Source organism: Agarivorans sp. OAG1 (genome assembly GCF_037076485.1).
Classification (GTDB): Bacteria; Pseudomonadota; Gammaproteobacteria; order Enterobacterales; family Celerinatantimonadaceae; genus Agarivorans; species Agarivorans albus.
In genome coordinates, this window is record NZ_AP028990.1 from 1,582,262 (window position 1) to 1,603,661 (window position 21,400).

Genomic DNA, 21,400 nt, shown 5'->3' on the forward strand with positions numbered 1-21,400 from the left:
AGCAGTTTGCTTCGGTAGCTTTGTGAATGGCTAAACCAAGAAAGTAAAAACCAGCGCCAAGCGCTGGTTTTTTAGTTTAGGGATGATGGTTGCTTATGCGGCTTTGGTTACTTCAAAGCGCTCAACCAGTTGATGCAGGCGAATAATTGAGTTTTTCACTAGCGTGGTTCGGCGAGTTAGTTGCTGTGATGATAGTTCTAAGGATGAGGTCGTCACTTGAGCCTGCTCGGCAGTTTCGCTATGACGTTCACTGTTGCCAGCAATCATGTTAATGGTGGTGAACATACTTTCAACGGCTTGTTGTAGCTCGTCGCTGCGGCTGCCTGAGTCTAGCAGGGCAGAGCTTTGATCTACGTTTTTAACACCTTGCTCCATGTAATCGACAGCCGTTTCGGTTTTAACACGCAGTTTACCCATGGTGTTGCCGATGTGCTTGGCAGCCTCGGAGGTTCGCGTGGCAAGATTTCTTACCTCGTCGGCCACGACCGAAAAGCCACGACCATGTTCACCAGCGCGTGCAGCTTCAATGGCGGCATTTAGCGCTAGTAAGTTGGTTTGCTCGGTGATCTCGGTAATTAGCTTCACAATGTCTTCGATTTGCTTCATTTCATCGTTAACTTGGTTAACGCTTTTGGCTGAAGCCTCAACAATGCGCTTGATTTCTTGAGTATTTTCTACGGCATGCTGGTATTCAGTTTCGGCATTTTCAACCATGTCGGTCATTACTTGCTGCAGGTTCTCGGCAGACTGGGTGGCTTTAACAATGTCGGTTTGTTGGTGTTGCGCTAAGTTAAGCAGCGAGTCGATGGAATTAGAGGTTTGTTGAGTACAATTATCAACCACTCCACAGCGACGCAGCATAGAGCTGCTTACTTGTTTAACCTCGTTAGAGGCATAAATAATACCGCCGACTACGCCTTCAAGGTTATCAATAAAGCTGTTAATCCAACGGCCTAAATCGCCTGTTTCGTCGGGCTTAAACTTACTAGCATCTAAGCGACGTTTTAAGTCGCCATCACCTTCGGCAATGGTTTGAATCACCCCACTCATGTTTTCTAAACGTCTCGCCAAGGGTTTGGCTACGATTTGTTTAAAACCAAAGAAGCTAAGGGCAGAAAATAACACCAGTAGCCCAGCTAGTTGATTAATGCTAAGGGCGAATTGTTGAGCTATCACTAGAGGAGGTACAAGGCTAAACAGTGAGCTTATTAAGTATTTGTTGCTTAACTTATGGCTTAGTGAACGATGGCGATATACTTCTTCAAGGTCGGCTTCACACATCATTCCCCAACGATCAAGCGAACCGCGCAGCTGAAAGGTAATGCCTTTACCAATGACCGGAATGTGTCGGTAATCCGAATAACCGGGGTAATCGATAAACAGATTACTGCCATTTTTGATGGTTTCTCTCACGCCCGGGTGTAGCTCATTTGTGGCTGGATCAGTAAATCTAATTTCAAACTCGGTATGTTTGGTTACTTTTACTGTGCCCCAGTCGGTGCTCACTCCAGATTTTAAGTTTTCTCCATGAGAAAAGGTATTGTCTTCAAAGCGTGAACGAGACAATGCGGTACCAGGCTTAATGCTCGGGTCAAAATTGGCATCCACCATGAAGATGTAATTGTCACCCGACTCACTATATATGTGACCAGCTTCGCGCTGAATTAAATCACCTAATACGTCGTTAGGCACTCGGCCACATAAGCAGCCCACCACGTCACCGTTAACCTCCAAAGGCTGGTAGAACATTAAGGTGACTTGGTCATGAAATTTTGAGCTAGACGGGCCAGGGGCCAAGGTGCGTGGATCTTGATAAGGGCCGTGCAAAAATTGCTGGCTAAGGCCTTGCTCTAGGGCTTGTTTACTGGCAGTTATTTGTCCGGTATGTGGCTTATAGCTGCTGGCGCTAACCTTGCCTTGAGAATCAACAATAAATAGTTCAGAGAAGTCACTATTGCGACTAAGCAGCTGAGACAGAACTTCCGGTTGTTGTTCTAAGGGTTTGGTGGCGAGATAAAACATAGCATCTTGAAGAAAGTCCCATTGGGTATTAGCCCAGCCTTGTAATAGTTTTACTCGTGTACTCGAGATGCTTTCAAAGGTTTGTTTTAGTTGTGGCTTTCGTTTTCGGTTTAACCAGCTCGCTTTACGCATAGCTAGCTTTCCGCTGTTACCAAAAATAGGTAACCAGTGTTTTTCTTGTTGTGTTAATTGCATAGAGTCTAAGTCCATTTATATTATTTTTTGCCTTTTTTAAGCAAAATTAATGCCTTGCATTAAAATGGGGCTTATTTTTGATGCCTTTGTTTATTTGTTGTTCGCTTTGGTTGTTTTGTGTACTTACTTTGTGATCTTTGGTGGTGCCCATGTCTCAACGTGGTGCGTCTCTGCCTTGTTAAAGCGCGTTTTTATGGCTTGGCCTTATGAAGAAATGAGCGACTAATAGCTATAAATACCTGATTCGAAACCTGTATCTTGGCAATTTGGGCTACTCAGTAAAATAAGTGCTAGATGATCTATTAAGAACTCTTGAACACAATGGTTATTGGGAGCAGGGAGGCTTAGGAAACCATTGGCTGATAATTCGGCTTTTTCACCTTCTATATTGCTAACAAATGTTTGGCTTAATTCTAGGCTTTCACCGGAAATGTGAAACAGCATTTGTGGTGAGTCAGAGAACATTTGAGTGCTAGTTTTAGGACTCGGTGACAGTGCTTTTCGGTAGAACCTTGCATCTCCGCAAGAACTTGAAAATTGCAAGCTGTTGTCTACTTGGCTAAAGCTATAGTGATGATCTGATAAGCTGCCGTTATAAGCTAGCATGCAGGATTTGTTTTCTAGGTAAGCTGTTTCAAGACTCACCACTCGTTGTACTAACGCTCGTTGTTCAAGTTCACGGTCTTGGGAGTAGTCATCCCAAAACAACACTCTGCCATTTTGGTCGATGGTGGCTACATGGTCATTCGCTTGGTCACGATAGATTCCAGCAGTGGTTAACGTAGCTCCCTTTGGTGGAGCGGGAATGTGGCCGTTATTGCCGTTTCTATCGCAGTTGCTACTGCATTTACTGCGCAAATCTACGCCTCCTTTAGGTTCACAGGCGCTAAGCAATAGTAATGCACTTACTGCAAATAGTAGTTTAATGATTAGTGAAGCTTTTAGTTCTGGATGAAAAGCGAATAAATAACCTTGTTTGAATCCACACTTTGTTGGTCCACTCATTTTGTTATCCTCATAATTGATAGCATTACTGCGCTTTGGTTTTGTAGCTTGGTGTTAGCTTAACAAAGGGACTTTCTATATATTGGAAGGCTGAGAGAACTAAATTACGGATTTTGGAATGCCAGATTTAGACAGCGAAGGGTATGAGTTTTTTGGGCTTAAGGATGCGCAAATACGTGGGATGCAAATAGAGCGTTTAGAGTTTTTAATGGCCAACTTGGCTTGGTCTAAAAAAACCTTAGCAAATAAAGCGAATTTACCTACCAGCTCGGTTTACGCAAAATTAGATCGCGAAGGCACCAGCCAACTAACCATGTTAGACATGTGTGCTATTGCAAAAGCCATGGATATTAGCGTGGTGCAACTATTGCCGCTTACTGCAGCAGAGAGAGAGGCTGGCGTTAAGCCTCCGGCAAAAGCTTCTATGTTAAAAATGTGGGATGCCCTATTGTCGAGAAATTCAGAGCAATTAGAAGTTATCTATCAAATAGATAAATTGCTTCACGATAAAAAAGGCTAAGTAGCAGCTCTGTTCAATGCTGCTTTTTAGGCCGCCAAACTAGGGTGGTTAAACATATTAAGCTTGTTGAATACTGCTTTGAGCTGTTTGTTGGCATCAAATTGAATGCCCACTCTCAATTTGTCGCTGGTTTGCTGCTGGCTTTTAATGGTGCCGTTTAACACTATTGGCTTTTCTGGGTTGAGTGGGAAACGTAAGATTATTTGTACAAACACCATACTTAAGCTTTGAGATGGCGCTGCTAATTCTATGCGACAGCCACCCTCCGACAAATCTAGTACTACGCCTTCCAACATATTGCTGGATGCTTCCTCAGCCGAAACGCTGGCTGCTTGCTGCTCACTAATTACTACTGGTAGGTGAGTATTAATGCGGCTTTTATGGCGAAGCTGAATAAACTCGATCTGCTCTGGGTATTCAACAAATAGCATAATTTGTGGCTTTTTGTTTATGGTGATGAGCTTGGTTTTAAAGGCGACACACAGGCCTGCATCACCCTCAACGATCATTCTTATCACACAGCTTTTACCTTCAAACATATGGTCTTGCTGCTGGGCATAAATATGTTGAGGCAAAGAAAAGGCAAAGTAAGCGCCTTCTTGATAACCCACCAATTTGGCTTTAATTCGTAGTTGCTTGTTTGCCGACAATTGAATGTCGACCATTGCGCCAGGGCTTAACTTAGTTAGGGTATTTACAATGGTTGTTCTATCAGTGGTGATTTGATGTTTACTCAAGTTGCTAACCCTCTTGTTATTGCCCTGCGGCGTTATACTTTACTGATCAAATTGCGAGCTTTGGTTACTGCGTGAGTCTAGTAATTCTTCAGCCATAATCTCAAAATCTAGCGCTAGTACGGTGGCTAAAAAAACGATCATTGCTGCCATTCGTTTACGATTCATATTCATTACTTCCGTTGTGCTTATCTGTAGCGATTGTAAGAAGGGATAGGATGTTAAATTGACTTTTTACGAATGTGGGGCAATAAAAAAGCTTGTTCAAAGAACAAGCTTTTTAGTGAGAGTTAATCTGAAAATCTAGCAGTTATCAGCTTCAACAGCTTCGTACAAACGTTCTAAAAAGTCTGGCGCTGCACTTTGTACTCGGTTCCAACTTGGTATGAATGGTGTGGCAGAAGGATTTTCTAAGAAGGTTTCACCTGCTTGCATTACCGCTTTAGAAAACAGTTCTACTGCATCTTCTTCAGAGTGGCGATCTAGGGTTAAACCATTGATTAATGCGTCTGCATGGTAGTTTTCAATGAAATCTAAGGCCATACGGTAGTAAGTTGCTTTTAGTGTACGTAGTTTGCCGGGGCTAAATGTATGTCCTTGGGTCGCTAGTTTACGGATCACTGCTTTACTGATATCTGTTGCCATTTTAGCTAAGCCAGCGTCTAAGTTGTCTAGGCTTAAGTCTTGGTGTTTATGGTCGTAAACATCCGCAATGTCTACCTGACAAATTCGGTTAGTGGAGTGATTGCGGTAAATTTCAGACAATACGCCTATCTCTAAACCCCAGTCTGATGGAATGCGCAAGTCATTTAATACGTCTGACTGCATTGAAAACTCACCCGCTAAAGAGTAACGGAAGCTATCTAGGTATTCTAAGTAATCGTCGTAACCTTCAATTTTCTTCAAGGCTTTTAATAGTGGTGTTACTAGTAAGCGAGCCACTCGGCCATTTAGTTTTCCGTCGGCATGACGAGCGTAAAAACCTTTACAGAACTCGTAGTTAAATAGAGGGTTGGCTACCGGGTACATTAGGCGAGCTAACATGCTTCGGTCGTAGGTAATAATGTCACAGTCGTGCAGACCTACTGCTTTGCTTTTTCCAGACGCAAGCGCGTAACCAAAACAATACCAAACGTTTCTGCCTTTACCGGGTTCTTTAGGGGCTAAGTTGTGCTCGGCGAGTTGGGCGTCTAAGGCGCGCAGACGAGGGCCGTCGTTCCACAATATGCGCACGTGCTGCGGTAAGCCCGAGAAGTATTCTTTTGCGTAGGCAAATTGCTCTTCGGTGGCACAATCTAAACCAATGATGATTTCGCTTAGGTAAGGCACCTTAGCTAACTCTTCAACAATGGTTGCCAATGCCGGGCGCTCTAGCTCCGAAAATAGCGAAGGTAGAACCAAACTCATAGGTCTAACTTTTGAAAACGCTATGAGCTCCTGTTCTAACTCTTCGAGTGGACGATCAGTTAAGTTATGTAAGGTAGTCACAATACCGTTTTGATAAAAATCAGCCATGGTTATGCTCCATTAAGTAAGGAATGTAAAATTTGTTGCATCGATTGATGCCAGCCATGCGGCCCGGGGTGGGGTGCTTGGCAAGAATTTGGGTGGTTAATTACCAGTGCTTGCGAGTGTTTGCGAGGAATCACTACTGGAATGTCAGCTTGTTCCAGCATACTTAGGTCGTTATCGCTATCACCTAGGGCTATGTTGGTAAAGTTGCGCTGAAAATGGTCTTTATATATTTTGTTAAACCAGTGCATGGCGTCGGCTTTATCAAACTTGGCTTTTACATGATAAAAGCGACCCCCTTTTATTACCGCTAAATTGTGTTCGGCAAGCTTCTCGGTAAACACCTTTAGTTGCGCATCGCTGTCATTCCAAAGTAGTGGCTCTGAGGCCATTCTTTGCTTGGCCAATTGCGCATCGTATTTTGCTAAACCGGTATTAAGCTGTACTTCGCTTAGGTTCATGTCGTTAAACCCTTGGAAGCGAAAATGGTGCTGTTGGCGCAAAACACTAAGGTATTGGCAAATGTCGGGGTAGCTAGGGCCAAAGGTCTTAATTTTCCAATGCTGTTTGCCAACATTAATAGGGCTGAGCTGCTCATGTTGAATAGGGCTGTCGGCTGGAATACAAACGGCTGAGCCGTTTTCGATGGCAAAAGGTTGCTGTAAGGCCATCTTTTTCTGCAGCTCTAATACTTCCATAAAGGTTTTACTGGTATTAAAGATAACCGGCACTTTTAGAAGCTTTAACTGGTTTAAACTGGGTACGGCAGCCTCAAAACTATAACTATCATGATCTAACAAGGTGCCATCTAAATCCGTAAATACCAGTAAGCTACTGGCGGTGGTGTATAGCTCTGTTGATGATAGTTGCTTAGCGAAATACTGCATGCTGCCCCTAAATTTAACTGAATGAGTTTCTACAAGACGAAGCACGAGCAATGCCACAAAGGCAAAAAACTTTTATAAAGACTTAGTAAATCTCATATTTATCAATAGTTTGTTAAGGGTTTAATATTCATTGGTTTAGCTTCTAGAGATGGAAGCTTTGAACCTAAGTGGTGCAGGCTGAACAATATACTCTTGCTTTGCACCAAAATGGCAAGTGCTATATTTACTTAAGCCTTTGATTTACACTGAGGCTTGTCATAAATCTGTCATTAATACGTCGCATAATTGCCACAGTTTCTTAGATTGAGATGAATGAGATGCCCAGGAAGATACTCGTTGTAGAAGATGAAGCTCCAATCCGCGAAATGCTATGTTTTGTATTAGAGCAGCATGGTTATGAGCCGATTGAAGCCGCCGACTATGACCAAGCTTTAGCTAAACTAACAGAACCTTACCCAGAGTTAGCTCTGTTAGATTGGATGTTGCCTGGTGGCAGTGGGATTTCAATTATTAAGCACATGCGTCGCCACGATCTTACTCGTCAAATTCCGGTTATTATGTTGACCGCAAAAGGCGAAGAAGAAGACAAGGTTCAAGGTTTAGAAGCCGGTGCAGATGATTACTTAACTAAGCCTTTCTCGCCTAAAGAGTTAATGGCACGTGTTAAAGCGGTAATTCGCCGTATATCACCTACTTCATTAGAAGAAACCATTGAAGTACAAGGCTTACGCCTTGATCCGGTTTCTCACCGCGTTAGCGTTGAAAATGAACCCTTGGATATGGGGCCAACAGAGTTTAAGCTACTGCACTTCTTTATGACTCACCCTGAGCGTGTTTATAGTCGTGAGCAGTTGCTCAACAACGTTTGGGGTACTAACGTGTATGTGGAAGACCGAACAGTGGATGTGCATATTCGTCGCTTACGTAAAGCGATTGGCCTTCAAGGATATGACCGTTTAATTCAAACTGTACGAGGTTCCGGTTACCGTTTTTCAACTAGGGTGAAGTAAATACGGATGTTTGTGCCTTTCTCTTGGCAACGAGTATTGTGGCGAGTGGCCTTGGTGTACTCGCCTTTATTTGTTCTGGGTATGTTTACCGGTTATACCCTAGAAATGTGTTTGTTGGCAGCGGTCATACATATTGTATGGATGTACACCCAACAACATAAATTGCTTGATTGGTTATATAACCAACGAAAGTTGTCCCCTCCGCATGGTTCTGGCAGCTGGGAGCCGGTGTTCCACGGCATTTATAACATGCTTAAACGCCGTTTAGGCCGCGAGCGAGAGCTAGCCCAATTGATGAAGTACTTTCGTTTGGGCGCCGAAGCTTTACCCGATGCTATTATAGTGATTAACCAAGATGGCGCCATTTTGTGGTGTAATCAGTTGGCGCAAGGCATGCTTGGTTTAAAGTGGCCAGCCGATGCTGGGCAGCACCTAACCAACCTTGTTCGTACCCCCAAGTTTGTAAATTACCTGCGTAAAGCCCGATTCGATCAACCTCTTGAAATAGTTAGCCCTGTGCAAAGTAACGTGTGGTTAGAGTTTCGTGCCATGCCTTATAGCCAACAACAGTTGCTGTTGGTGATTCGTGATGTGAGCCAGCTACGTAAACTGGAAAAGATGCGCAAACGTTTTGTATCTAATGTTAGCCATGAACTGCGCACACCTTTAACGGTAATGCGCGGTTATTTAGAAATGCTCGACCAAGATGAAGTTGACCCAATGATTTGGGGCAAAGCACGTAATACCATGTTGGACCAAAGTAGCCGCATGGAGAACTTGGTTAATCAGCTGCTTACTCTGGCCAAAATTGAATCAGCCTCAGTGGAAGATAATCAAGAGACCATTAACTTCTCGAGCATGGTGGGTAATCTAGAGGCCGAAGTAGCCGGTTTAGCAAAAGGTAAACAGTTAAGTTTTAGTTTTGACATCGCCCCTGATATAGAAATTAAAGGTGATCGTGAACAGTTGCGTAGTGCTTGCGGCAACCTAGTGAGTAATGCCATTAAGTACTGCGGGCAACCCGGCGAGATCCATGTGAGTTTATCGCTGATTCCGCAGGGCGCGTTGTTTTTGGTTAAAGACTCAGGCCCGGGTATTGAACGTAAACACCTACAACGTCTTACCGAGCGTTTCTATCGCGTAGATAAAGCGCGTTCTCGCGACACTGGTGGTGCTGGCCTTGGTTTATCTATTGTTAAACATGCACTGCAACATCATGATAGCCAACTTAAAATTAAGAGCAGCGTGAGCAAGGGCAGTACCTTTAGTTTTATCATTCCTCGTAAGCTGTTTATCCAGCAATAATTCACTTGGTGAAGTCAGCAAAACGTTTGGCTTCACAGCTTTCAATTCTGCTGATACTTTTTGAACAATTGAGCTTATACTGAAGTATAAGTTTGATTTGTAATGGTATTCCTTTGAAATTACAGGGTCTTTTACGCAGTTTTATCTTAATGCTGAGCATGGCTTGGCTCGTCTTATTGGCCTTGCCTAGTGCAGCGGTGGAAGACGAGGTGGAGCTTCCAGAGAGTAGCGATTTACTGCAATTTCCCTTTTATATCCGCGAACCTTTTGTTGGTGACCTACCAGAAATTAAAGAGCGCAAAATTATTCGTGCCTTGGTGACTTACGGGAAGTCAGATTTTCATTTGGCAGATGGTCGGCCGCTTGGCATTCAAATCGAGTTGCTGCATTTGTACGAGAAGTTTCTCAATCAAGGCATTAGGCGTGATGTAGAAAAAACCAAAGTTAAGATCGTGCCAGTGCATTTTGACCAGCTTATTCCCGCTTTAGAAGCGGGCAGAGGAGATGTGGTTGCCGCCTTTTTAACCGCAACCCCGGAGCGTAAGAAACAACTGCGTTTCGCCTTAGGTAATGCAGAAGGGGTGAGCGAAGTATTAGTGAGTAATAAAGATGCACCTAAGGTAACTAGCTGGGAAGAACTGTCGGGTAAAAAGGTTTACGTGATGGATGGCAGCAGTTATGCCGAGCACTTAAAAGCCCTCAATTTCACCTTAAAAATGCGCGGCGTTAAACCGATTAAAGTAATAGAAGCCGATGGTAACTTGTTGTCTGAAGATATTTTGGAGCTGGTAAACGCAGGAGTGATGCCTTACACCATCATTGATGATTACAAAGCACACTTGTGGGAAAAGGTGTTTAAAGATATTCAGATTAATGAGCAACTAACGACTAGTCGTAACCAAAGCTTAGGCTGGGCGGTGCGTAAAACTAATCCTAAGCTACAAGAAAACTTACAAGAGTTTGTAAATAAGCAAGTTAAACAAGGAAGTCTACTAGGCAATACTTTGCTTAATCGCTATTTCGACCATACTGCGTGGATCAATCGCTTAGCCAATTCTGAAGATCGAATGCGTTTTAACCGTTATGTGCCTTTCTTTAAAAAATATGCCAATGAATATGACTTTGATTACCTAGCGATTGTTGCCCAGGGTTATCAGGAGTCGGGCTTAGATAATACCAAGGTTAGCCATCGCGGGGCGCGCGGTATTATGCAGTTACTACCTTCTACTGCTAAACAAATGGGCTACAGCGATTTAAGCGATCCTGAACAAAATATCGCGGCTGGAATTAAATACTTGGCCTGGTTGCGGACACATTACATTAACGAAGAAGGTATTGAAGACAGTGAGCGGATGGCCCTCATTTGGGCGGCCTACAATGCTGGGCCCACTAAAATGAACAAAATGCGCCGACTCACTAAAGAAATGAATTTAGATCCCAATCTATGGTTTGGCAATGTGGAAATAGCAGCAGGGCGTATTATTGGTAGAGAAACAGTGCGTTATGTCTCCAACGTTTACAAGTATTACATCGCCTATACCTTAGCCTTAGATTTAGAGGGCGACAGAGAAGAGGAGTAGCAGCTGCTTTTACCTCTTAGTGGGTGGGTGAGTGTTTAATCGAAAAGCGAGCAGAAATGCTCGCTTTTTTTAGCTGGTTCACAAGCTGGATAATTGCTTTAGCGAGTAGATTGCCAATCTTATCTTGTAAATATAGTATTGTAATACATTTAAAGTTGTTATGGACAATACTTAATATGAAGTTGATTGGAAAGCCCCTTGGCTTGGTGTTGCTGTTATCTTTGGCGGGGTGTGGCGGTTCTTCTGAAACCGCTGGAGTGGCTGATCCTGGCAATGAGCCAAGTACGCCCGAAGAGCCAACAACTCCTGAGCCACCCACAGACCCAATAGACCCAAGTTGCTTTAGCCCTAAAGTGCTCAGTATTAGCCAAGCCAGTGATGATGGAAACCATAAAGTAGGCTATGGGCCAGAGAACTCTATCGACGGTAACTATGACAGCGAATCGCGTTGGTCGTCGGAAGGGATTGGCAAGCAAATAACTTACAGCCTAAGTAGTCCTTCAATTGTTACGAGTATTAACCTTTATTGGCTGAACAATACCAGTCGGTTTGCCTATTATGATTTAGCAATTTCTACCGATAATCTGCAGTGGCAGGATGTAGTGACAGGCGGAATGTCTGACAAAGCTACCGGTAGTGCCGAAGTGATTACGCTAACAGATGAATTAATTGAAAATGTTCAATACTTGCGCTTAACCGGCAACGGCAACTCAGAGAGTAATTGGAACAGTGTCATTGAAGTGACTGCAGAAGGCTGCAACGACGAAGTTATTACCGAGCCGGTTGAAGACCTTAACCCATCTTTACCACCATCAGGCAACTTTGACTTACAAGATTGGTATTTGAGCATACCTACTGATACCGATAACTCTGGCACTGCAGACTCGATTAAAGAGTCTGAGCTAAACAACGGTTATGAGAACAGCGAGTATTTTTATACCGGAGCCGATGGTGGCATGGTATTCAAAACCCCAATCTATGGTTATAAAACCTCCGCAAATACTACTTATGTTCGTACCGAGTTACGTGAAATGCTACGACGTGGTGATACCAGCATAAGTACCCAAGGTGTAAATAAAAACAACTGGGTATTTTCTAGTGCGCCTAGCAGCGCGCAAAATAATGCGGGAGGAGTGAACGGTGAACTGTTTGCCACATTGGCGGTAAACCATGTCACAACTACCGGGGAAGATTATCAAATTGGTCGAGTAATCATTGGTCAAATTCATGCTAATGATGATGAGCCGATCCGCCTTTATTACCGTAAGTTGCCTAACAACGATAAAGGGGCTATCTATTTTGCTCACGAGTCGCGAAATCAATCTGATGATGATTGGGTGGAGATGATAGGTAGCAGAAGTAATACCGCGAGCAATCCCTCCGATGGTATCGCGCTAGATGAGAAATTTAGCTATCGGATTAAGGTTGTCGCTAATACCCTAAGCGTTACCATTATTCGTGAGGGTAAAGCTGACGTTTCTGCAAGCTACGATATGAGCGACAGCGCTTACGACGACCCAGACCAATATATGTACTTTAAAGCTGGGGTATACAATCAAAATAAATCTGGCGATGTTGACGACTACGTGCAAGCCACTTTTTATGCTTTGAGTAATACTCACCAAGGTTATAACCCTTAAAATTAAAAGCTCGGTAGACTATCTACCGAGCTTTTCCCGCTGCTTTATCAAAAAACACTATTATTTTCTGTGGTTAATTGTCTGCTAATTCAATTAGTTATTTTCATTGCTTGGCAAAAAAGACAGTTTTTTTACGAAAATAATAGACTGACATATAACTGTCACACTGCAGAAATATAATTGTCATCGAATTCACCAATACTACATGACGAAAATAACTCAACGCGTCATTTATGGAGATAAAGATGACATTTAAAAAATTGCTTAGTGCAGTAGCTATTTCTGCCTCATTGGTAACAACTACCGTACTTGCAGCTGGCCTGGATGCCACTCTTCCTGAATACAAGAAAACAACTGGTGTTTCAGGTAACCTTTCATCTGTAGGTTCTGATACTTTAGCCAACATGATGACTTTGTGGGCTGAAGAGTTTAAGCGTGAATACCCTAACGTAAATGTACAAATTCAAGCTGCTGGTTCTTCTACTGCTCCTCCAGCTCTAACTGAAGGTACTTCTCAGTTCGGCCCAATGAGCCGTCAAATGAAGAGCAAAGAAGTAGAAGCTTTCGAAAAGCGCTTCGGTTACAAGCCAACTCCAGTTCGCGTAGCTATCGACGCATTGGCTGTATTTGTTCATAAAGACAACCCAATCGAAGGTTTAAACCTTGCTCAAGTTGACGCTATCTTCTCTTCTACTCTTAAGTGTGGTGAGAACGCTGTTGCTGACCGTTGGAGCCAAGTTGGCCTAGAAGGTTCTTGGGCTGATAAAGACATTCAATTGTTCGGCCGTAACTCAGTATCTGGTACTTACGGTTACTTCAAGAAAAAAGCACTTTGTAAGGGTGACTTCAAGAACACTGTAAACGAACAGCCTGGTTCTGCTTCAGTTGTTCAGTCTGTATCTTCTTCTTTGAACGCTATCGGTTACTCAGGTATCGGTTACAAAACGTCTGGTGTTAAAGCTGTTGCTCTTGCCAAGAAAGGTAACGACTACATTGAAGCTACTTTAGACAACGCCGCTACTGGTAAGTACCCACTATCTCGCTTCTTATACGTTTACGTTAACAAGCACCCTAACAAGCCATTAGCACCAATGGAGCGTGAGTTCCTAAAAATGATTCTGTCTAAAACAGGTCAAACCATTGTTGCTAAAGACGGTTACGTACCACTACCTTCAAAAGTAGTTATGGCTGACCTAGAAAAATTAGGTATCTCTTTATAATCTGAGAGTAGCTAATAATAAAACCTCGCTGCGGCGGGGTTTTTTGCTTTTTAAGTCTCCACAAAAACTCGCCATCAGCGCAACCTTCATGCAACTCTATTGAGCTTCTCAAGCCTTGCCGCCGTACTCTAGATACATCTCTAATACCAATCACACTAAGTAAGCGATCAGAAATAGCGCAGGAAAAATACTCGAGAATAAGACAGGATTTTTCGATAAGTAGTTACTTTACAATCAAAAATTCTAACGCAGTTATCGAGTTTTCTAATCAGATCGAATGACCAGTTATTTAGTACGATGGGTACAAATAAGGAAATAACCATGAAACTTGTTACTTTGCTGCTTGGTCTGTTTTTGGCTTCACAAGTGAATGCTGCTGGAAGTGGTCGATATGAATCTCAAAAGAGCAGTAAGCCGCTTAGTGCTGCTGAAGCCATGCTTAATGAGCAAAACTATCTTCAAGCTAGCGAATGGCTCAGTGACTACCTGCAAAGTAAAAAGGGTCGCCGTTCAGCCGACGCTTGGAACCTACTAGGCTTTAGCTTGCGTAAGCAAGGCCACTACCAGAACGCTTTATATGCTTATCAACAAGCCTTGTCTATCAAACCTTCTCATCTTGGCGCTTTAGAGTATTCGGGAGAGCTGTACTTGAGTCTGCAAGAGTTAGCGCGAGCAGAGCAAAACTTAGCACGATTGGAACAATATTGTGGTAATTGCCAAGAACAGCAACAGCTAGAGTCGGCAATTTCTCGCTATCTTGCTGAATAATATAGATTTTGTCGCTAATCGGCGACGCTTTAGCTTTGGTGGTAAATTTTGAGAATAGAGTTTATTTAGTGATTTATAGTGATTGAGCAACGGTGAAAATCCTTTCAGCAACATATCTAGGTGAACTTCGGTTTTAATGAAATTGTCACTTGAAATGTGATTCGTGTCACACTAAATTATAGATGTGACTTGGATCACGTTTGATTTGAGACACTAATGATATTAAATACTTAGGAGAAAGATTATGTTTGATTACTTTGGCGCACTTTACTCGTCGTATTATTTTACTAAAGCTGATGATTACAACTTTTATTGCGAAACTCGCAAAGATATTCACCGTTAAGACTCGTTAAAGGTGGATATATGGTTCTTCATCCGATCATTGGTTCAGCATTATCAACTTATGTTCGTTTCGGGTGCTTAGAGCAAGATAAACGACAGCAGAGATAATTGTAATGAATCAAGTTAACCCCAGTGCCTGAAACGAGCTCGCTCCTTCAGGCATTTTTTATTCTTTTCCCCGCGCTTCCCGTCTTGTTCGTTTCCTGAGCAAATTATTTTAGCAAAAACTCTAAAACAAGCTTGCAATGTGATGTGTGTCACATTATTATTCTTTCCGTGAGCTGGTTCACACTTTTTAGTTTCTAGGAGAAACACTATGTTTGATTACTTTGGTTCTTTATATACAACTTACTATTTCACTAAAGCTGCGGATTACAAAGCAACAGATTCTAACAACCTACACCGTTAATCCTCACATTTGAACATGTGGGCTTAGCACTTAGCCTTTCGCAATGCCGAGAGAGTGACAGTCAACTGAGCGAGAATACACTATGAGTCAAATGTTCTAAAATGCCTGATAGCTTAAAAGCATCAGGCATTTTTCGTTTTAAAAATTTTTTTACCCCGTATCAAATTACTTCCCGACAAAATTACTTATACTGCTAGGCAGTGATTGTTAAATGAGAAATTTTTATGTCGTTAGTTCAACCTCTTATTCTTAAGTCTCAACAGCATCATGCTAGTTTTTTGCGCTTTAGCCTCGTTAACCGTGAGGCCCTAGCTGATTGTTTAAGTCAAATTCAAGCGCTTTACCGAGCAGAAGATACGGTGATTGGTTTTGGCCAGCCATTGCTCGCTATGAATAACACTGTAGTAGAAGGTGTAAAGAGTGCCGAGAGTATTCAAGGGCCAAAACGCACCAGTCCAGCTAACCAAGATGATTTATGGCTGCGAGCAAGTGGCAGCGATCCTGGTGAAGTGATGCTGCGTGTGCAAGAGTGGTTAGATGTTTTAGTGCCAAGCTTTAGTTTAAACGAACAAGTAGATGGCTTTTGTCACCGAGAGGGACGAGATCTATCGGGTTACGTAGATGGCACTGAAAATCCAGAAGACAACGCTGAGCAAGTGGTAGCCTTAACTGGCGAGAAGGGCATTGCTGGTTCAACCATGCTAGCGGTGCAAAAGTGGCAACATCAACTTAAACATTTCAATAGCCTGCCTAGCAAACATCAAGACGATATTATCGGTCGCCGCAAAAGTGATAATGTGGAGTTTCCTGAGTCGCCACCTTCAGCTCACGTGCGTCGTACGGCTCAAGAGAGCTTTACTCCAGAAGCCTTTATGTTACGCCGCAGCTTACCTTGGATAGAGCAGCAAGATTGTGGTTTAAACTTTGTGTGTTTTGCTAACAGCTTTTACCCTTTTGAGGCGCAGCTAAAACGTATGCTGGGTTGTGAAGATGGTATTGAAGATGGCTTGTTTGAGTTTAGCCGCCCATTAAGCACCGCATATTACTGGTGCCCACCAGTAGACGGTGAGCAGCTAGATTTAAGCTACCTACAGCTCTAGTTTAACCAAGCTTATTAGTTGGCGTTCATCGATTTAAGATGAACGCCATTTTTATTCTTCAAGCTCGGTTTTATAAAGCGCCATACCTCGAGCTTTATAGTTAGCAAGTGCTGCTGGGTGGTCTAAATCACAGGTGTGTACCCATACACGTGTTGCTTGCCATTGCCATGCTGTTTTAATGCACTGGCTGAGTAAACCGCCGCCTAAGCCTTGGCCAAAGAATGCTTTATCTAGACCAAAGTAGATGATTTCTACGCTGTTATCTTGGTGTTTATTTAGTTCAAAGTAACCAACAAATTGCTCACCTGAATAGGCGCCAAAGGTTCGTAGGTTTGCTGGCTGGGTATAGTCGGCCCACTGTTGATCTGTCCACACAAGCTTATCGTTCCATTGCCAGTGTTTTCCTACTTCGCTATAAAACTGGCGACTTAGCTCAGCCTGATTGGTTTTTACTTCTTCAATTCTTACATGTTCTGGAAGGGGCTTAGCGTTGAGTTGCTCAAGTTGAGTTTGTTGTAGGTAGTATACGGTGATCATTGTTTTTCCTATTGCAATTCTTTGCCGCAGTGTAGCAATTGAAGTGTGTTCGCTCTATCTAAATCTTATTAGTAAGTAACTGATTATTAGATAAAATTATCAGTGTAAAATAGTTGTTACAACTGTCCAAGTTTTTTACATGCTGATAATTTGATTTTCTATTAGACAATTCAAGTTATTGAAATGAGGTTACTTATAACTGGTGGCTTAGTTTATGCTTTTACTTAGATATCACTAATAATGGGACTTTATTGGTATCGTTATCAGTATCGGCTATACCAGAAAGAGCGTTAGTTTTATGAAAACTTTGCCTATTGTGGCCGGCTTCTTTGCCATTCTATCCTCCTTCAGCCTTTGGGCTACACCAGTAACAAGCTTCGTGGTGGGCGGAGTGTGTGACCCCTCTCGTGCTACCTTAAATTCTATTATGGAATCAGGAGAGGCAAGTGAATTGTTGGGAGGTGCCAATCCGTCTTATTCTGCCAGTGCTTGTTTGGTGTTTGATGGAAATGATGACGGCAACGCGAACGACCCTCAGGTGAATATTGGTCAAAAAGACGATGGTTTGCTCAATACTAAGTATGGGCCTGATGATTCTTTGTTTTTTATTGAACCAGAAGAGCTGCAAAATTTGGATGACTTTCCTGCAGGCATTGCCGATGACCCCGGCTGGATTCACTTGGCTAGTGTAGGTGGCGCGATAGGGCAGAATGACCAATTAGCAGTGAACTATGATCAGGCAGGGCCAATTGCTAGTGGTGGATTATTCCTTGATATCGACGCTCTGCTAAACATGACGTTTACTTGTGTGGATGATGATAACGGCGAGTGCAAGGCAGTAGATTGGGTTATAGAAACCGATCCAAGTATTATCGACCAAGTATCTCAGTTGTTAGGTGAGGCGACTTTCGACCATCTTGTGTTCTCTATAAAAGCGGGTAATGGTTTTATACTTTACGACTTCGACTTTATCGATATTTTTGCTCAGGAGCTAAGTGACTACCCCGCTTCAAGTTTAAACTTTAATACCCCGTATAAGCTATCTGGTAGTTTAAACACCGGCGATTTTCTTAATCCGAATGCGAATAGCGCCCAGGCTATATCGCACTTAAACGTTTGGGCGCGAGACCCTTCCGATCCTTCTATTACGCGTATCAATGAACCAAGTACCTTTGGCATATTCATACTGGCTGTTCTTGGGGTGATTAGTGCGCGACTAGCACGCAAAAATCCCCAAATTTCCTAAGCGCTTTACGCTTTGTTTTTCTAGTAAACCAAATGTAACTACTCGCTAGTAGTTACATTTCATTTACTTTTGTGTAAACGTTTTCCTGCTTTCGTGAGTACGCTCTCATTTTTGCTGAGGTAGGCCAACTAAAATCAGCCAATAAACTTGTTATCACTGTAACTGGTATATCCGCCTGTTAGAGCTTAGCAGTTAGATAACAAGCGCCTACATTGTACTACTTGGTTTATGGAGATAAGAATGACGCGAGTAAGCGCCACACTGTTAGCCCAAAAAGACTGGGAAAATCCCTCTGTTACTGAGCGTAATCGCTTACCCTCACATGTACCTTTAGCCTCATATAGCAGCTTAGATGCAGCCTTAAATCTGCAACAGGCAGAGCATCAGCTCAGTTTAAATGGGCAGTGGAATTTTTGTTTGCTAAAACAGCCTGAGCAATTGAGTGATGCGCTAATTGCTGGCAGCAAGGGTAGTTGGAAAAGTATAGCTGTGCCTGGTAATTGGCAGTTACAGGGCTTTGATAAAGCCATTTATACCAATGTAATTTACCCATTCGAAGTAAATCCTCCCTATGTGCCTAGTGATAACCCTACGGGGGTTTATCGTACAGAGTTTAACTACCAAGCTGCTTGGGCTAATAAACAAGTGCGTTTGCGTTTTGAAGGGGTTAACTCTGCTTTTCACGTAGTTATAAATGGCCAACAAGTGGGTTACGGACAAGATAGCCGTTTAGCCAGCGAATTTGATATTGGGCCTTTTTTACAAGAGGGGACCAACCAACTGTGTGTGATTGTTTATCGCTGGAGTGACGGAAGCTACCTAGAAGATCAAGACATGTGGTGGTTAAGCGGCATTTTTCGTGACGTGAGCATTTACGCTAAGCCGCAAGTTCATATTGCAGACTTTAGCATCAATACCCAACTAGATGCTTGTTATCGAGATGCGCAGTTGCAAGTAGAGATTCAACTGGCTGGGGCTAGTTTAGCGCAGTTAGACGGCTACCAAATTGAGTTGCAGCTCTATGACGGTGATGGCGCGGTATTCGCTAATCCAGTGCGAGAGTCCACCAACAATTTGTCGGTGGATGAAAAAGGCGGCTTTGCCGATCGTATCTTTTTAAGCTGCACTGTTGTTGAACCTAAGCTGTGGAGTGACGAACAGCCTAATTTGTACCGAGCGGTCTTAAGTTTATTGGATGCTAAAGGAAACTTACTGGAAGTGGAACAAAGTTCGGTGGGCTTTCGCTGCGTAGAAATTAGCGATGGTTTATTAAAGCTCAACGGCAAACCGGTGTTAATTCGTGGGGTAAACCGCCACGAACATGACCCAGAGCTTGGCCACGTAATGACCGAAGCCAGCATGATGCAAGACATAAAGTTGCTTAAGCAAAACAACTTTAATGCTGTTCGCACCGCGCATTATCCTAATCACCCTCGGTGGTATGAGCTCTGTGATGAATACGGATTATTGTTAGTTGATGAAACTAACCTAGAAACCCATGGCATGTTTCCGATGAAACGTTTGTCGGACGATCCGCAGTGGATGCATGCGTATATGCAGCGAGTAACCCGCATGGTAGCGCGTGACAAAAACCATCCGTCTATCATTATTTGGTCTTTAGGTAATGAGTCTGGTTACGGTAGCAATCACGATGCTATGTATGGCTGGTTGAAACAAGCTGATCCAAGCCGCCCGATTCAATACGAAGGGGGTGGGGCCGATACTCACGCTACTGATATTTTGTGCCCAATGTATGCCCGGGTAGATTGGGATACCGCAGGAGAGGGGATCCCCAAGCGAGCGATTACCGCACATATTGCCGATCCTAACGAACAGCGTCCGCTTATTTTGTGTGAGTATGCCCATGCAATGGGCAACAGCCTGGGAAGTATTGAAGAGTACTGGCGCGCATTTCGTTTGCATCCTCGCTTGCAGGGCGGTTTTATTTGGGACTGGGTTGACCAAGGTATTACCAAGCAAAGCGATTCTGGAGAAACTTACTGGGCCTATGGGGGCGATTTTGGCGACCAACCTAATGATCGCCAGTTTTGTATTAACGGCTTGATTTTCCCAGATCGCAGCCCACACCCTAGTTTGCATGAAATTAAGTATTTACAGCAATACTGGCAGATAAGTGCAGAAAACCTAGCCAAAGGCGAGGTGTTAATCAGCAATGAACACTTAGTAAATGACAGTCGTAACACCGCAGGGGAGTGGCGAATAGAGCGCAATGGCGAGCTATTTAGCCAAGGAGAATTTAGCTTAAGTTTGCAAGCTGGTGAGCAGCAAGTAATGTGTTTGCCAAAGGCAGCCATGCAAGATTTAGCGACTCAAACTAGTGGTGAGTTTTGGCTAACTATAAACATTAAATTGAAACAGGCTACTGCTTGGGCACTGGCTGGCCATAGTTTGGCAAAACAACAATTTAAGTTAGTCTTTGGCGGTTTAAATAGCCCTAAACCATTAAATAAAGCTGAAGTTAAATGCACTCAGCAAGATCGCAGAATACGCTTTGAGAGCTCAAAGCAGCTGCTTGAATTTGATTGTGTTAGCGCGCAATGGCTAGCTTGGACAGTAAATGAAAAGCAGTTGTTTACCGCCGCACCGGTTGATAATTTTTACCGTGCTCCGCTCGATAATGATATTGGAGTAAGTGAAGCTAGCCAAATGGATCCCAACTCGTGGATTGCCCGTTGGCAAAGTGCTGGTCTTCATCAATTAAAACGTGAAGCTTTAGATTTTAATTTCTCTCAACTTAGCAACGGATGCTGGCTTGTGGAATGCAGTAGCGAGTATCGCCATCAGCAGAAAACCGCTTTTAAGGTGTTACACCGTTATGTGATTAGTGCCGACAAGGTGGCTTTTGATTGTGAGGTGAACGCCGCTGCTTACTTGCCGCCTCTGCCAAGGGTTGGGCTGAGCTTAAGCCTAGACAAACAATTTAGTGAGCTGTCGTGGTTTGGTTTGGGTCCACATGAAAATTACCGAGACCGTTTAGCCGCTGCTACCGTCAGCCGCTATAGTGAAACTGTCGATAACTTGCATACCCCCTATATTTTCCCTAGTGAAAATGGCGGGAGGGGAGAGGTCAGGCAGTTGTCTATTAAGCATGAACAGCAGTTGAATCTAGAGCTGCACTGCCAACCGAGTTTGCAAATGACAGCGAGTCGTTTTAGCCAGCAAGACTTAAGCGACGCAACACATAATTATCAGCTTAAAGACAGTGGCAGTGTGTTTATACATTTAGATGTTGCCCACCAAGGAGTAGGGGGAGATGACTCTTGGAGTCCTTCGGTACACCCTAAACATCAGGTACTAGAGAACTACTTTAGCTACCACATTGATTTTACCGCACAAGGATAGTTGCT

The 21,400-nt window shown here is 43.3% G+C and carries 18 protein-coding genes; 11 read left to right on the forward strand and 7 right to left on the reverse strand.

The window, feature by feature from the left end; translation table 11 throughout:
- Window positions 1–93: 93 nt before the first annotated feature.
- The gene (locus OAG1_RS07435; RefSeq protein WP_338625340.1) at window positions 94–2,217 is read right to left on the reverse strand and encodes a methyl-accepting chemotaxis protein; all 2,124 of its coding nucleotides are present in this window, start codon (window positions 2,215–2,217) and stop codon (window positions 94–96) included.
- A 49-nt stretch (window positions 2,218–2,266) separates the two neighbouring features.
- On the opposite strand from OAG1_RS07435, the gene OAG1_RS07440 reads away from it, so the two are divergent.
- Entirely contained in the window at window positions 2,267–2,443 is a 177-nt protein-coding gene (locus OAG1_RS07440; RefSeq protein WP_338625342.1) for a hypothetical protein, read from the forward strand.
- On the opposite strand, the gene OAG1_RS07445 is transcribed toward OAG1_RS07440, so the two are convergent.
- A complete protein-coding gene (locus OAG1_RS07445) occupies window positions 2,440–3,222 on the reverse strand; it encodes a hypothetical protein (protein ID WP_338625344.1) in 783 nt (260 codons plus the stop codon). The genes OAG1_RS07440 and OAG1_RS07445 overlap by 4 nt on opposite strands.
- Before the next feature lie 118 nt (window positions 3,223–3,340).
- Here OAG1_RS07445 and OAG1_RS07450 point away from each other — a divergent pair, with 118 nt between their 5' ends.
- The gene (locus OAG1_RS07450) at window positions 3,341–3,742 is read left to right on the forward strand and encodes an XRE family transcriptional regulator (RefSeq protein ID WP_338625346.1); all 402 of its coding nucleotides are present in this window, start codon (window positions 3,341–3,343) and stop codon (window positions 3,740–3,742) included.
- 26 nt (window positions 3,743–3,768) lie between these two features.
- Here the strand turns inward: OAG1_RS07450 and OAG1_RS07455 are convergent, their stop codons facing one another.
- The 4 genes from OAG1_RS07455 to OAG1_RS07470 form a co-directional block, all read right to left on the reverse strand.
- Complete coding sequence (locus OAG1_RS07455; protein ID WP_338625348.1) at window positions 3,769–4,479, reverse strand: PilZ domain-containing protein; 711 nt, start codon at window positions 4,477–4,479, stop codon at window positions 3,769–3,771.
- A 39-nt stretch (window positions 4,480–4,518) separates the two neighbouring features.
- On the reverse strand, window positions 4,519–4,644 hold the full coding sequence (locus tag OAG1_RS07460; protein ID WP_338625350.1) for a hypothetical protein: 126 nt from the start codon (window positions 4,642–4,644) through the stop codon (window positions 4,519–4,521).
- Window positions 4,645–4,779: 135 nt separating this feature from the next.
- Window positions 4,780–5,991, reverse strand: coding sequence for a glycosyl transferase (locus OAG1_RS07465; RefSeq protein WP_016401764.1), 1,212 nt, complete (start codon window positions 5,989–5,991; stop codon window positions 4,780–4,782).
- A gap of 2 nt (window positions 5,992–5,993) precedes the next feature.
- Entirely contained in the window at window positions 5,994–6,875 is an 882-nt protein-coding gene (locus tag OAG1_RS07470; protein WP_016401763.1) for an HAD-IIB family hydrolase, read from the reverse strand.
- A gap of 317 nt (window positions 6,876–7,192) precedes the next feature.
- On the opposite strand from OAG1_RS07470, the gene phoB reads away from it, so the two are divergent.
- From phoB to OAG1_RS07505, 7 genes are all read left to right on the forward strand, one after another.
- Window positions 7,193–7,885 carry a phosphate regulon transcriptional regulator PhoB gene (gene phoB, locus OAG1_RS07475; RefSeq protein WP_040307168.1) on the forward strand — a complete coding sequence of 231 codons (693 nt, stop codon included), beginning with the start codon at window positions 7,193–7,195 and terminating at the stop codon, window positions 7,883–7,885.
- A gap of 6 nt (window positions 7,886–7,891) precedes the next feature.
- Window positions 7,892–9,190: a phosphate regulon sensor histidine kinase PhoR gene (gene phoR, locus OAG1_RS07480; RefSeq protein ID WP_338625355.1), complete on the forward strand. Its 1,299-nt coding sequence runs from the start codon at window positions 7,892–7,894 to the stop codon at window positions 9,188–9,190.
- A gap of 158 nt (window positions 9,191–9,348) precedes the next feature.
- On the forward strand, window positions 9,349–10,770 hold the full coding sequence (locus OAG1_RS07485) for a transporter substrate-binding domain-containing protein (protein ID WP_338625357.1): 1,422 nt from the start codon (window positions 9,349–9,351) through the stop codon (window positions 10,768–10,770).
- Window positions 10,771–10,946: 176 nt separating this feature from the next.
- A complete protein-coding gene (locus OAG1_RS07490; RefSeq protein ID WP_152781387.1) occupies window positions 10,947–12,410 on the forward strand; it encodes a polysaccharide lyase family 7 protein in 1,464 nt (487 codons plus the stop codon).
- A gap of 245 nt (window positions 12,411–12,655) precedes the next feature.
- The gene (locus tag OAG1_RS07495; RefSeq protein WP_016401758.1) at window positions 12,656–13,630 is read left to right on the forward strand and encodes a phosphate ABC transporter substrate-binding protein PstS family protein; all 975 of its coding nucleotides are present in this window, start codon (window positions 12,656–12,658) and stop codon (window positions 13,628–13,630) included.
- A 321-nt stretch (window positions 13,631–13,951) separates the two neighbouring features.
- Entirely contained in the window at window positions 13,952–14,398 is a 447-nt protein-coding gene (locus OAG1_RS07500; RefSeq protein ID WP_338625360.1) for a tetratricopeptide repeat protein, read from the forward strand.
- A gap of 975 nt (window positions 14,399–15,373) precedes the next feature.
- On the forward strand, window positions 15,374–16,249 hold the full coding sequence (locus OAG1_RS07505) for a Dyp-type peroxidase (RefSeq protein ID WP_338625362.1): 876 nt from the start codon (window positions 15,374–15,376) through the stop codon (window positions 16,247–16,249).
- 51 nt (window positions 16,250–16,300) lie between these two features.
- Here OAG1_RS07505 and OAG1_RS07510 read toward each other — a convergent pair whose 3' ends face one another.
- The gene (locus OAG1_RS07510) at window positions 16,301–16,786 is read right to left on the reverse strand and encodes a GNAT family N-acetyltransferase (protein WP_338625364.1); all 486 of its coding nucleotides are present in this window, start codon (window positions 16,784–16,786) and stop codon (window positions 16,301–16,303) included.
- 298 nt (window positions 16,787–17,084) lie between these two features.
- On the opposite strand from OAG1_RS07510, the gene OAG1_RS07515 reads away from it, so the two are divergent.
- Entirely contained in the window at window positions 17,085–18,032 is a 948-nt protein-coding gene (locus OAG1_RS07515; RefSeq protein WP_338625366.1) for a hypothetical protein, read from the forward strand.
- 240 nt (window positions 18,033–18,272) lie between these two features.
- On the forward strand, window positions 18,273–21,395 hold the full coding sequence (locus OAG1_RS07520) for a beta-galactosidase (RefSeq protein ID WP_338625368.1): 3,123 nt from the start codon (window positions 18,273–18,275) through the stop codon (window positions 21,393–21,395).
- Window positions 21,396–21,400 lie beyond the last annotated feature (5 nt).

Coding starts and splice junctions, on each gene's coding strand:
- OAG1_RS07435 (WP_338625340.1), bottom strand. CDS start 2,217: ATGCAATTAACACAACAAGAAAAACACTGGTTACCTATTTTTGGTAAC.
- OAG1_RS07440 (WP_338625342.1), top strand. CDS start 2,267: ATGCCTTGCATTAAAATGGGGCTTATTTTTGATGCCTTTGTTTATTTG.
- OAG1_RS07445 (WP_338625344.1), bottom strand. CDS start 3,222: ATGAGTGGACCAACAAAGTGTGGATTCAAACAAGGTTATTTATTCGCT.
- OAG1_RS07450 (WP_338625346.1), top strand. CDS start 3,341: ATGCCAGATTTAGACAGCGAAGGGTATGAGTTTTTTGGGCTTAAGGAT.
- OAG1_RS07460 (WP_338625350.1), bottom strand. CDS start 4,644: ATGAATCGTAAACGAATGGCAGCAATGATCGTTTTTTTAGCCACCGTA.
- OAG1_RS07465 (WP_016401764.1), bottom strand. CDS start 5,991: ATGGCTGATTTTTATCAAAACGGTATTGTGACTACCTTACATAACTTA.
- OAG1_RS07470 (WP_016401763.1), bottom strand. CDS start 6,875: ATGCAGTATTTCGCTAAGCAACTATCATCAACAGAGCTATACACCACC.
- phoB (WP_040307168.1), top strand. CDS start 7,193: ATGCCCAGGAAGATACTCGTTGTAGAAGATGAAGCTCCAATCCGCGAA.
- phoR (WP_338625355.1), top strand. CDS start 7,892: ATGTTTGTGCCTTTCTCTTGGCAACGAGTATTGTGGCGAGTGGCCTTG.
- OAG1_RS07485 (WP_338625357.1), top strand. CDS start 9,349: ATGGCTTGGCTCGTCTTATTGGCCTTGCCTAGTGCAGCGGTGGAAGAC.
- OAG1_RS07490 (WP_152781387.1), top strand. CDS start 10,947: ATGAAGTTGATTGGAAAGCCCCTTGGCTTGGTGTTGCTGTTATCTTTG.
- OAG1_RS07495 (WP_016401758.1), top strand. CDS start 12,656: ATGACATTTAAAAAATTGCTTAGTGCAGTAGCTATTTCTGCCTCATTG.
- OAG1_RS07500 (WP_338625360.1), top strand. CDS start 13,952: ATGAAACTTGTTACTTTGCTGCTTGGTCTGTTTTTGGCTTCACAAGTG.
- OAG1_RS07505 (WP_338625362.1), top strand. CDS start 15,374: ATGTCGTTAGTTCAACCTCTTATTCTTAAGTCTCAACAGCATCATGCT.
- OAG1_RS07510 (WP_338625364.1), bottom strand. CDS start 16,786: ATGATCACCGTATACTACCTACAACAAACTCAACTTGAGCAACTCAAC.
- OAG1_RS07515 (WP_338625366.1), top strand. CDS start 17,085: ATGAAAACTTTGCCTATTGTGGCCGGCTTCTTTGCCATTCTATCCTCC.
- OAG1_RS07520 (WP_338625368.1), top strand. CDS start 18,273: ATGACGCGAGTAAGCGCCACACTGTTAGCCCAAAAAGACTGGGAAAAT.